This window comes from Paenibacillus sp. FSL K6-0108 (genome assembly GCF_045040695.1).
Classification (GTDB): Bacteria; Bacillota; Bacilli; order Paenibacillales; family Paenibacillaceae; genus Paenibacillus; species Paenibacillus pabuli_B.
In genome coordinates this window covers 158,270-170,240 of sequence record NZ_CP150288.1, presented here as the reverse complement: position 1 = coordinate 170,240, position 11,971 = coordinate 158,270, and the positions used below count along the sequence as shown (strand labels likewise).

10 protein-coding genes are annotated in these 11,971 nt (G+C 47.3%); all 10 read right to left on the bottom strand.

Features of this window, described 5'->3' with window-relative positions; genetic code table 11:
• Positions 1-35 precede the first annotated feature (35 nt).
• Entirely contained in the window at positions 36-908 is an 873-nt protein-coding gene (locus MHB49_RS00820; protein WP_247900223.1) for a carbohydrate ABC transporter permease, read from the bottom strand.
• 70 nt (positions 909-978) lie between these two features.
• Positions 979-1,878, bottom strand: coding sequence for a sugar ABC transporter permease (locus MHB49_RS00815; protein ID WP_090904972.1), 900 nt, complete (start codon positions 1,876-1,878; stop codon positions 979-981).
• Between the two features lie 134 nt (positions 1,879-2,012).
• A complete protein-coding gene (locus MHB49_RS00810) occupies positions 2,013-3,602 on the bottom strand; it encodes an extracellular solute-binding protein (RefSeq protein ID WP_405154667.1) in 1,590 nt (529 codons plus the stop codon).
• Positions 3,603-4,045: 443 nt separating this feature from the next.
• Positions 4,046-6,298, bottom strand: a complete 2,253-nt coding sequence (locus tag MHB49_RS00805) for a helix-turn-helix domain-containing protein (RefSeq protein WP_405154666.1) — start codon at positions 6,296-6,298, stop codon at positions 4,046-4,048.
• A gap of 296 nt (positions 6,299-6,594) precedes the next feature.
• Positions 6,595-7,542: a ribose-phosphate pyrophosphokinase gene (locus tag MHB49_RS00800; protein ID WP_090904967.1), complete on the bottom strand. Its 948-nt coding sequence runs from the start codon at positions 7,540-7,542 to the stop codon at positions 6,595-6,597.
• A gap of 136 nt (positions 7,543-7,678) precedes the next feature.
• The gene (hisJ, locus tag MHB49_RS00795) at positions 7,679-8,503 is read right to left on the bottom strand and encodes a histidinol-phosphatase HisJ (protein ID WP_247900220.1); all 825 of its coding nucleotides are present in this window, start codon (positions 8,501-8,503) and stop codon (positions 7,679-7,681) included.
• Positions 8,504-8,514: 11 nt separating this feature from the next.
• Entirely contained in the window at positions 8,515-9,243 is a 729-nt protein-coding gene (gene hisIE / locus MHB49_RS00790) for a bifunctional phosphoribosyl-AMP cyclohydrolase/phosphoribosyl-ATP diphosphatase HisIE (RefSeq protein WP_405154665.1), read from the bottom strand.
• Entirely contained in the window at positions 9,236-9,997 is a 762-nt protein-coding gene (hisF, locus tag MHB49_RS00785) for an imidazole glycerol phosphate synthase subunit HisF (RefSeq protein WP_405154664.1), read from the bottom strand. The genes hisIE and hisF overlap by 8 nt, the downstream gene beginning before the upstream one ends.
• Before the next feature lie 270 nt (positions 9,998-10,267).
• On the bottom strand, positions 10,268-11,002 hold the full coding sequence (gene hisA / locus MHB49_RS00780) for a 1-(5-phosphoribosyl)-5-[(5-phosphoribosylamino)methylideneamino]imidazole-4-carboxamide isomerase (RefSeq protein ID WP_405154663.1): 735 nt from the start codon (positions 11,000-11,002) through the stop codon (positions 10,268-10,270).
• Between the two features lie 345 nt (positions 11,003-11,347).
• Entirely contained in the window at positions 11,348-11,968 is a 621-nt protein-coding gene (gene hisH, locus MHB49_RS00775) for an imidazole glycerol phosphate synthase subunit HisH (protein ID WP_405154662.1), read from the bottom strand.
• Positions 11,969-11,971: the final 3 nt, after the last annotated feature.

The following is an 11,971-nucleotide window of genomic DNA, read 5'->3' as shown; positions in this document are numbered from 1 at the left end:
TCATCTTGCCGACAATATAACAGGTTTCGTATACATCAACCCTTGACTGCCCCAAGCATGGCACCGCTAACAAAATATTTTTGCAGCCATGGATAGACAAGCAGAATCGGTACGGTTGCGAAGACAACAGTGGCGGCCTTGAGACTTTCCGGAGTTAAAGGTGTACGGTTCGCCCCCTCCATCTGTGTAAGCTCGCTAACCATGTTATTCTGTACCATCTGGAAGAGCTTCAGCTGTAGTGGGTACAGCTTCGGATCATTGATGTACATCAGGGAATCCTGAAATCCATTCCATCGTCCAACCGCATAGAAAAGGGCCAAAGTAGCCAGCACAGGCATGGATAAGGGCAAGATGATTTTAAAGAGCGTGTGAATATGTGAGCTACCATCAATCTCTGCCGATTCCTCCAGACTTTCCGGTATGCCCCTGAAGAACGATATCAGGATAATCAGGTTAAACGGACTTACGAGACCCGGCAGAATCAGTGCCCAAACCGAATTGAGCAAGTGCAGGTCACGAATGAGCAAGTACTCGGGAATGATCCCGCCGCTGAAGAACATCGTAATGATGATCACATACATGAAGAGCTTGCGACCTTTCAATTTTTTCTTGGTCAACGGATAAGCCGCAGCGAGCGTGAACATCATGCACAGCACTGTAGTGACGATCGTAAGAAGAGTCGTATAACCCAGTGAATAGATCATCGACTGATCAGAAAACACCTGAATATACGCATCCCAATTGAACCCTTTGGGGAATATGGTCACTTCACCTGATGTAATTGCCCGGTTTGAGCTGAGCGATATCGCAATCGTGTGCAGAAATGGAGCCAGACAGAATATAACAAACAGGGTGATAAAGGAGATATTAACGATATCAAAAATCCGGTTCGAGGTGCGTTCACTCATCTGCGCACAACTCCTTTACTGATGGTCTATACAAATAAGCCGATTGGCGTATCTTTCATTTTTTGAGCATCTACAAAATACCTTCACCGGTTGCCTTCTTCGAAATATAGTTGGAGCCGAGTACGAAGATCAGTCCCACAACAGCCTGGAACAACCCAACAACGGTTGCGAGCGTGTACTGTCCTGATTCAAGACCGACCCTGTATACAAAGGTACTAAGTACATCCGAATATTCACGAACGGCCGTGTTACCGATAATATAAGGACGATCAAAACCGATGCTGACCATATGTCCAAGATTAAGAATAAGTAAGGTGACAATGGTTGGTTTGATACTTGGCAGCGTGATATGCCAGATTCTCTTCAGCCGCGTTGCGCCATCAATCTCAGCCGCTTCAAACAGTTCCCTGTTCACGCCGGTTAATGCGGCCAGATATAAAATGGTTCCCCATCCTGCACTTTGCCAGACACCTGTGAACAGATACGTAACAAGCCAGGGATTTTTCTCTGTCAAAAATGGTATCGGATTTAAGCCTATGCTCTCCAGTACTCCGTTAACCATACCGGATTGATTGCCGAACAATTGGTATACAATCCCCCCGATGATGACCCACGAGATAAAGTGAGGAATGTACAGAATCGTCTGCGATATTTTTTTGAACCACTTAAATCGAACTTCATAGAGCATAATGGCGAGTATGATTGGAGCAGGAAACGAAACGATCAGATCAAGAAAATTCAGCATAAAGGTATTACGTAATGTGGTGTAGAAGTCTCGCATCCCAAATACCTCACGAAACGCATCGAAACCGATCCACTCACTGCCGCTGATACCCTGAAACAGGTTGAAGTCTTTAAAGGCGATCTGCACACCGTACATCGGTCCATAACGAAAAATCAAAAAGTAAATGAGAGGCAAGGAAATCAGTGCGTACAATTGCCAATACCTTTTCAAGTATGTGAAGGTCATGTCGGTTTCCTCCTATCAGCAAAGAAACGGCAGTGCCGCCAACCCGGCGGCACACGTTTCTTTCAAAGTTAAGCAGTTGTATGGGTTATCTGTCGCAAATCATGAAAGAATAAGATGGTTTACTTTGCAGTAAGTTACTTTAAGGCTTCTTCAAGCTCTTTCTTCAGCTCTGTGCCGCCCAGGGACATGAAATCATTCATTTCCCGTTCATATACCGCGTCGAATTCTTCTGGCTTCGCCATCGCTGTTTTAACAATGATGACGTTCAGCTTGTCTTTGAGCGCTGTACTGTACTTCATCTCCGCCTCAATCGGTTTGTCAAAGATGATGGGTCCCACCGTGTCTGTGTTGGCAATATCAATCGACTGTTTTAACAAATCCTGATTGTTTTTCGGAAAGCCCAGAATCCATGCTTTTTCATTCGTTGCCTGATCGCCAATATTTTTACCGTTCGAAATAATCGCTGTATCCCCTGCGTTGAACAAACGATCCTTCGCTTCCTGGGATGCATCGTCCTTCACAACCGGAATGCCATCTACCAGATCATAGTTCTCCCCTTCCACACCGCTGTAGATATCGATCAGGTTGTTGCCGGAGGCCATCCAGTCCAAATATTTAATGGCTTCTACAGAACGTTTGCTGCTCTTCGGAATCATAATATACATTCCGTTTGTTCCGTAGCGGGACTTGATGTGTTTGTTATCTGCATTCGGATTCGTGTATACATCAACCGGCAGTACCTCGCTGCCGTCCACATTTTTGCGCAAGTTATCCAGTGTACCGTCTCCGTAGAACATGGCATCGACATCTTCAGACCAATAACCTACGTTACCATTCTGTATGTCCTTACCTAACTGTGTTTTATCTTCATCCAAACTGAAGTCTTTGCTGATCAGTCCTTCATTGTAGAGCTTGTTCAGAAATTTCATCGAGTCTTTGAAGCCTTCATGCAAAGGCAATTCATAACGTTGGCCATAAGTCAGATCTCCACTTACCGGCTTAATAAACGAATAGATCAGTGTCTCGAACTGAGCCGGTGCAAGCGCCATACCCATTGGGATGTTTTTGCTGCCAAGCCCGCCAGGATCCTTCTCTTTAAACGCTTTCAAAGTGGTATAAAGTTCATCTGTGGTTTTCGGCACCGGCAATCCCAGCTTATCAAGCCAATCCTGACGAATATAAGAGCTATATCTGCCTGTGATTGCACGTTTACCCGGGACGGCGAACTGTTGCCCTTCCACTTGCCCGAATTTCAATGTATCTTCACCCAGGAACTTCTTCAGATTTGGTCCATACTGATCAATCAGTTCACCAACATCCGTCAGTCCGCCCTGCTGGGCATAGCGGTAAAACACGCTGGAGTCATAGACAAAGACAATATCGGGGACATCTGTATTGCTCGCCATCAGGACATTCAGCTTGGTGACTTCCTCTGAACGCTGAACGGGTACAAACTGCACATCAATGTTGTTGGGGTCGCCGAACTTCTCTTGAATCATTTTAGATAGATAGTTGTTCGTAATGGTGTAAGGCGAAGGGCTGTTACCACGATCGAAAATCTCCACCTTTAAGGTAACGCGCTCACCACTGCCTGATGCGCCACCTTCTGCTGATTCTTGATCTGATGCAGACGAGCACCCCGCAAGTAGTGAAACGCCCATTACCATCGTAAGCGCCAAACCCATCCATTTCTTGAGACTCCCCTTGGTTGCTTTTCTTGTCATTTTGTCATCCCCTTTGGCTATGCGTGAATGTTTAAAGCTTGCCCAGAGTATTCCACATCTTTGCGCATCCTTGCAATAAACTCGTTTCGTAAACGCTTACATAAGGATAATAGTTTATCTTCTGTGACGATTTTCGCAGACTGACTATATTCTTCGCTGCTCTGTTAATGCCCGCGGTGCCTGCTGTCGTCGTTACTCAATCGTTCCCCTCTCCGGTTCAACTGTAATCAGATACAATAAACCATTTTCATACACTGCCTATATTCGTAAAAGGGGCAAAAACAGGCATAAATCAGGGGGTTCTTGCATAAGCACAGTCCTCAAGCGGAATTAATGGTTTATACCCACAGCAAAAAGGTGGACTTCTACACGTCTTCTCCTGAGAGAAGTACGCATGAATTCCACCCGATTGCTTGCCATAATGTAACCTCTTAAGTCTGTGTTTACGACTCGTTGTCGCGATGTTCACGTTTCATACGGCGATAGTCTCCAGGTGTAATACCCGCAACCCGTTTGAATACACGTCCCAAGGTAATTCCATTGGCATACCCCACCTTCAGGGCAATGTCCTGCAATGAAAGATCTGTCTTCTGTAGTAGACGTTCCGTTTCCTTCATCCGCAATTCTGTAAGGAAGTCTACAAACTTCATATTGAATTCTGTCTTGAACAAATAGCTCGCATGTTTGCCGGTAATCTGGAATCGATCGCTCAGATGCTTCAGTGAAAGATCAGGATTGGCAAACTGTTCTTCGATATAGTTTTTCATTTCATTGACCATCGCTTTATAGCTCTTGGTTTCCGTTACTGACACATAAGTTCTGAACAGGTCCGTCAGGTCATCAAAAAGAATGTCTTTGACACCTTTAAGTGTCTCCGCTTCTTTTATCAGCATCAACCACTTGTTAATGTTTTCCTCCGATAATTTCTCCTGCAGTTGTTCGGACATGACCGCTACTTCCCGGCTGAGCATCTGCAGCATCGCTTGAATCAAGGAGTGAATCTCATCATCTGGCAGCTTATCACGTTCGAAAGCCGCGAAAATCTCCTCCAGCTGATCACGCCACTGACTGCTCGACATCCGAAACCTTTTAACAAAATCAGCTATCATCTGCAAATAGGTATAGGTATCAAGCAGCTGCTGCTGGTTTTCTCCGTATCCGGCCAGAGCAACATCCCCATCCCTCAGCAATCTGCGGTGCATCACAGTCTCAGCCGCCGCGTATGATTCCCGAATGGCCTTGATGCCCTCTGCGATCGGTCCGATACCGAAACTCAATGATATACGCAGATTCTGCTCAACCCAGGATCGGCATTCCTCTGCAACCAGGCGAATCTGCTCCGTCATATCTGGGCTACTATCTGTGGACAAGAAAAGAATCGCAATCTGATCCGAGCTGACCCATTCCGTCCAGCATTGCATACCCGCATTGCGTGAGAGCTCTTGCAGAACGTTCATTAGCGCAAATTTAAGCGTGTTCTGCTCACCTCTTGTAAACTGTTCCTGGAACCCCTTTTCATAACGGTTGATTTCGCCCACCACAACAGCGAAGCATGACGAAGTATCCATACCAGTTAACGGGGAGAGGTCCTTTAATCGTTCTACCGCATGATCCAGATTTTCTCCATTCAGCAGATCGTTAAACAGTTTGCTGCGCTGCAGCAGCACGTTTTCTCTGCTTTTCTTATCCGAATCCATCATGTGGTTGATCAGATTTTCCAACACACCATCGATTAGTTTCATCTCATCGGTACGAGAGCCTGACTGTTCCAGTGCCCGAATCTGGTGTGCCTCTATCCGGTTCATAATGATTTGAATGGGTTTATAGTTGCGGCGGGTGATATAGATGATATAGACAATCGCAATGATAACTGTCACAATCGCAATGATCACCCACACATAGGAGACCACGGAAACCCAACCATAAAGGTTGCCCTCCTTGATCCCACTGGAGATTGTCCAACCCAATCTTTCCAGCGAAAGGGTGTTCAGCTCTTGTCCTTCTGCCGCACCTTCGCGATCTGAATGCGCATCGTATACAACCTGACCGTCACGGTCAAGAATACGCATGAATGAAAGCTGTCCATTGACCATACTATCAATACTCTGCTCGATGCTGCTCATCTTGATATTAATGACAAGCGCCCCATCAGAGCCGAATGGCAGGGGCATATCCTTATCCACCGTCAATACCCGAATAGGCGTGCGCTGATTAACGCCTGCATCGTATTCCCTGACAGGCTGCCAGCCTGGAGTAAGCGAACCGGACTTGATCCGGTCGATCCATGCCTTGTCTGAAAAGCTGTCTACATCCTTGGAACCGCTCGATGTTAAAACGCTTTCATTTTTCTTGTCATACAAATAAATCGATTGAATCCAAGGGTTGGAATTCGTTAGCTCACGCAAGCTTTGTGCAATGCTATATATGGTCTCTTTGCCCATCTGATGCTGGTTATTAAAATAATACTTATAGGCTTGTTCACTCTGCACTGCTTCCGTCACTGAAAGCTCAATATCCCGGATCGTCCGGTCCAGACTATCCACCAAATAGCTGGAGGAGATGCGGTCTGCTTTCCTTGTTTCTTCCCTGGAGACGTCATTAATGAAAACAAAAGCGATAAAAATGAGTACGGTCATGGTAAGAAAGAAAATAGGAAAATAAGAAAACAGTAAACGATAATACCAAGTCCGGGACAATAGACCCCACTCCTCACTCCACGACACCGTTGTATAATAGCCGTGGTTCTACTGTTCATCACATCAGTTACATCTCTGAAATTGGATTCTCCCATACACGCAGCCATAAAATCAAGTTTAAGTTATTATAGCACATGCCTCCAGGCAGTAAGGCAGGAATCAATTGTCTCCTTCTCCTTAGCTCATCCCGCTCTCTACCCTCATTCATTATCATAAAAACAAAAAACCGTGCTGAGCAGCAAACTACTCAAACACGGCACAGTTAACCCGGATTCGCACAAGTCTGTGCTTCATGATTAAATCCCTGAATCTTTGAAAAGTGTAGCCATAGACCCGCCATCCACAATAATGCGAATAGCACGTGCAAGCATTGGAGCTACCGGCAACACTTTGAAGCATTCAGGATGATCGTCAGGTAGCGCGATGGAGTCTGTGACCACCACCTCGGCTATAGACGGATGATTGAGCTTACTTAACGCTCCATCCGAGAACAGACCATGTGTTGCGCATACATATACGTTTTTGGAGCCTCGCTCCTTCAACCCTTCAACAACATTGAGAATTGTCGTCCCGGTATCAATCAGGTCCTCAATAATGATCGGGGTTCGACCCTCAACATCCCCAATGACGTGCGTAATGATCGATTCGTTGTGACTTGGCCGTTTCTTGATCATAATGGCAAAAGGGGAATCCAGACGATTCGCCAGTTTCTCCGCCATCGATGCTCGTCCCGCATCAGGGGAGACAACCACTGGATTTTCAATCCCTTTACTCAGCAAATAATCACTAATAAGGTCCAATGATGTCATATGGTCCACTGGAATATTGAAGAATCCCTGAATTGCTGCTGCATGCAGATCAATGGTTACTACCCGGTTTGCTCCGGCGGTAGTTAACACATCCGCAACCATCTTGGCTGAAATCGGCTCACGAGGAGCAGACTTGCGTTCTTGACGGGCATATCCGTAGTAGGGGACAATAATATTTACCGTACGGGCAGAAGCCCTTTTGGCAGCATCGATCATGACGAGCAGTTCAACAAACAACTCATTGATCGGATGAGATAATGATTGTACCAGAAACACATCACAGTTGCGGATCGTCTCTTCGTAGTGAACGTATATTTCTCCGCTCTTGAACCGGGACAGTTTGATCTTGCCTAGTTGTACACCCAGCTTGTCGCATACCTGTTCTGCCAGCTTAGGGTTCGATGAACCGGAAAAAATACGTAACGAATGCTGCATAATGCCCTCCCGAGGGTTGAAGTCCCTATATAATCCCTTATTAGTCTAAAAGTGAATGTTCAAAAAAACCGATTTTCAGTACCTTTTGAACTACCTCTAAAAAGGTTATTTCCTACCCTCATTATACTCCACTGCCTTATACATTTAAAGAAAGGAACGAGCGCTGTCGGCCTTCAAAAACAGCTACCTCCGTACAGCCCAGCTCACGCAAGAGCGCCTCGGCTTCTGGCAGGTAATCGCCCAGCTTCAGTGGATCATGTGCATCGGAACCAAGCGTCAGTGGAATCCCCAATTGAATGGCCTCCGTTAACATCCGACGACCAGGGAACATCTCTGCGCAGGGCTTCGATAATCCTGATGCATTAAGCTCCATGGCACAGCCGCTTTTTGCGATAGATTGTAACGCTGCATTTTCCAGGGCTATACGCTCTTCCGTCTGCTCTGGTGCCGGAGTGAAGCCAAAGCGTTTGATGACATCCGTATGACCCATAATATCGTACATTCCCGTCGCTGCTGCTTTGCTCACAGCATCGTAGTACTGACGATAGACTCCCAGTACGTCTTTGCCTTCCCAATGATGGGTCTGGCGAAAATCCGTAATGTCCCATTCACCGAGAAAATGAACCGACCCAATCACATAGTCCCAGGGGTACCTCTCAATAATGGCCCGAATTTCGGTCTCCCAGCCTTCAATATAGTCGCCTTCCAGACCGACACGTACATCGATCTGACCACGATACCGCTCTTTCAGAGAAAAACACTCTTCCACATAACGCGGCAGCTCGTCCATGGGCATTGCCATCTCAGGATAATAGTGAGCAGGGTCTACGTGCAGCAAAGGCATGTGATCCGACAGCCCAATCTGTGACAGCCCAATCTCTACCCCGCGCTGCACATAAGCCTCCAGCTTGCCAACCGCATGACCACACCGCTCATGGTGTGTATGATAGTCTATAAGCACAGGCTCGCCTCCTAATCGCGGCGAGGCCGCTCGTGGCGACGGCTCAGCTCTGACATGATGTCATCCAGCGGCAGCTTGCGTTCTTGCAGCAGAACGAGCAGGTGGTACATCAGGTCACTGACCTCCAGACGAAGCTCGTCATTGTCTTTATTTTTGGCAGCAATGATCGTCTCGGACGCTTCTTCACCGATTTTTTTCAGAATCTTATCCACGCCTTTATCAAACAGATACGTCGTATATGCGCCTTCCGGACGCTCGCGTTCACGCTCTGCAATAACCGATTCCAGTTCAGCCAGTACTTCAAAACGACTATCGGAGCTAGCACTTTCAGCAGTTGCACTAGAACCACCTGAAGTCAGGTCTGCGGAGTGCTCTGGCAAGCCCACGATTTCATTATGGAAACATGTCACCGCTCCGGTATGGCAAGCAGGTCCGTTCGGCTTCACTTCAACCAGCAAGGTGTCACCATCACAATCGTATTTCAAGGAAGTGATTGTCTGCACATTGCCTGAGGTTGCCCCTTTGTGCCACAGCTTTTGGCGCGAGCGTGACCAGAACCACGTTTCACCCGATTCCAGCGACAATTTCAAGGATTCCCGATTCATATAAGCCATCATCAGAACTTGGCGTGTCTCTGCATCCTGCACAATGGCAGGTACCAAACCATCGCTCCAGCGAATGTGTTCTACAACCTGCTCCAAAGATAACTGCTCCTTGATCTCATTGTTTACGTTAGTCACGAATCTCCACCCCTTGCTCTCTCAAATGTTGTTTTAACGCCGGAACGGCGATTTCTTTGTAATGGAATATCGTTGCCGCTAGTCCTGCGTCCGCTTTGCCTGTCGTGAACACATCATAGAAGTGGGATTCCTTACCCGCACCACCCGAGGCGATCACCGGAATACGTACCGATTCGGATACCGCTGCGGTCAGTTTCAGATCGAATCCGTCCTTCGTTCCGTCCGCGTCCATGCTTGTCAGCAGAATTTCACCAGCACCTAAATTTTCTGCCTGTTTAACCCACTCCAACGCCTTGATCCCTGAAGGTTTACGTCCACCATGCGTATACACTTCCCATTCGCCCCAAGCCTCATTATACTTGGCGTCTACTGCAACGACGATACACTGCGAACCAAAGCGGCGTGCTCCGTCTGCAATCAGCTGAGGATTAAGCACAGCTGCCGTATTTACCGCAATCTTGTCCGCTCCTGCACGCAAAATGCGCTTCATATCTTCCACTTTGGAGATTCCCCCACCTACGGTAAAAGGAATGGCGATCTCGCCTGCGGTCTGCCGCACCACTTCTTCCATCGTTTCGCGGCCCTCCACCGAAGCGGAGATATCGAGAAACACCAGTTCGTCCGCACCCTCGCGGTCATACAGCGCCGCCAGCTCCACCGGATCACCCGCATCGCGGAGATTGACAAAGTTAACGCCTTTGACAACCCGGCCGTCCTTCACGTCCAGACAAGGAATGATTCTTTTTGCCAGCATGCTCCTCTTCCTCTCTCCTGATGATCGTATACCTGTATAAGTTCAACTTAGAATATTTACACTAGCCACTCCGATGACAGAACAACCTAACGATCACTGTTATCCCCAGTTTTTTTGATCCTTTTTTTAAAGGGAAAATCCGGGGATAGCGTATGCTTCCGATGCAGCTTTCTTTCAGAAAGCTTTCAGGCGAACGTTTCACTTCTTCAGGTTATTTCTGTCCTCTCCGTTATCGTGCAAATGTTTATTTGAGCCTATATAGGATTGCTATTATTTATTTACCGCACGAACCGCTTCGGACAGATCAATACTGCCAGTATACAGCGCTTTTCCTACGATTGCTCCGCCGACACCATCTTCCGCATGTTTGCTCAAACGAAGCAGATCATCCATGACACTAACTCCCCCGGAAGCAATCACCGTACGGCCACTCGCCTTAGCAAGAGACACGATTGCTTCCACGTTAGGACCCTGCATCATGCCATCACGGGAGATGTCCGTGAAGATAAAGGTTTCTGCACCGAAGGCCGCCAGCTCCTTCGCGAGTACCTCAGCCTGAACTTCCGAGGTTTCAAGCCAGCCACGCGTCGCCACATAGCCGTTACGTGCATCGATACCAATGGCAACTTTGTCGCCATACCGTCCCAGTACTTCTTCTGTAAAAGCACGATCTTCAATCGCAGCTGTTCCGATAATAAGGCGGCTCACGCCGAGACCCAGCAAGCATTCTACATCAGCCACTGTACGAAGACCACCACCGACCTGAACAGGCACGTCCACAGCCGAAGCAATACGCCCGATCAGCTCATCATTCACGGGATGTCCTGCTTTTGCACCGTCCAGATCGACCAGATGAACGTATGTACCACCTTGCTTCTCCCAGGAAAGAGCAACTTGAACCGGGTCATCGTTATATACCGTCTCCTGATTGTAGTCTCCCTGCACCAGTCTTACACATTTGCCGTCCCGGATATCAATTGCCGGATATATGATAAAAGATGACATACAAGGCCTCCTGAATATATTCATATTTGTGCTCTATATAAATTGAAACTAGAGAATATTTACACTTGCCACTCCGATGTCAGAACAACCTTCCGATCGCTGTTATCCCCAGATTTTTTGATTCCCTTTTTCAAAGGGGAAAATCCGGGGATAAAGGCGTAGCGTATGCTTCCGATGCAGCTTTCTTTCAGAAAACTTTTAGCTCCGCTTCTTCAGGTTTTTTCTGTCCTCTCCGCTATCGTGTAAATGTTTAGTTCAATTTATATAGATTAGATTTTATATAAGTTTAGATACGTATTATTTTATAAGGATGAAATTAAAAATTCATATGATCCCGAATTATGATTACGCCTTCGGTCCAGTCAATGCCAGGAAGTTTCCAAGCAGCTTCATACCCAGCTCTCCGCTCTTCTCCGGGTGGAACTGCATACCGAAATTGGAGCCTCTGCCAACAATCGCCGTAACCGGATGTCCATAATCCGTTACTGCCAATAGATCACTCTCTACTTCCGTACGTGCATGGTATGAATGGACAAAATAGACATGACTTGCCTCAAGCCCCGCGAATAGCGGGTTTTCCGGATGCAGGAACTGCAATCGATTCCAGCCCATATGCGGAACCTTTAATTCTCCCGGTGCGAATCGCACGACTTTTCCCGGCAAAATATTCAATCCTTCATGCTCACCATGCTCCTCACTTGAGCTGAACAACAGCTGCATGCCCAGACAGATCCCGAGCAGCGGTGTTGGTCCTGCTGCTGCTTCCTTCACCACAGCATCCAATTCACTGTCTCGCAAGTGAACCATGGCATCGCCAAATGCACCTACACCCGGCAGAATCACACCATCTGCACCAAGAATCGCATCCCGGTCACCTGTGACCAGCGCTTCGTAGCCAAGACGTTCGACCGCTTTGCCGACGCTGTGCAGGTTCCCCATACCGTAATCGACAATTGCAATCGCCATCGT

What these genes read in the sequence shown, in the direction of transcription:
- MHB49_RS00820 (WP_247900223.1), bottom strand. Translation starts at nt 908, where the DNA reads ATGAGTGAACGCACCTCGAACCGGATTTTTGATATCGTTAATATCTCC.
- MHB49_RS00815 (WP_090904972.1), bottom strand. Translation starts at nt 1,878, where the DNA reads ATGACCTTCACATACTTGAAAAGGTATTGGCAATTGTACGCACTGATT.
- MHB49_RS00810 (WP_405154667.1), bottom strand. Translation starts at nt 3,602, where the DNA reads ATGACAAGAAAAGCAACCAAGGGGAGTCTCAAGAAATGGATGGGTTTG.
- MHB49_RS00800 (WP_090904967.1), bottom strand. Translation starts at nt 7,542, where the DNA reads ATGCAGCATTCGTTACGTATTTTTTCCGGTTCATCGAACCCTAAGCTG.
- hisF (WP_405154664.1), bottom strand. Translation starts at nt 9,997, where the DNA reads ATGCTGGCAAAAAGAATCATTCCTTGTCTGGACGTGAAGGACGGCCGG.
- hisA (WP_405154663.1), bottom strand. Translation starts at nt 11,002, where the DNA reads ATGTCATCTTTTATCATATATCCGGCAATTGATATCCGGGACGGCAAA.
- hisH (WP_405154662.1), bottom strand. Translation starts at nt 11,968, where the DNA reads ATGGCGATTGCAATTGTCGATTACGGTATGGGGAACCTGCACAGCGTC.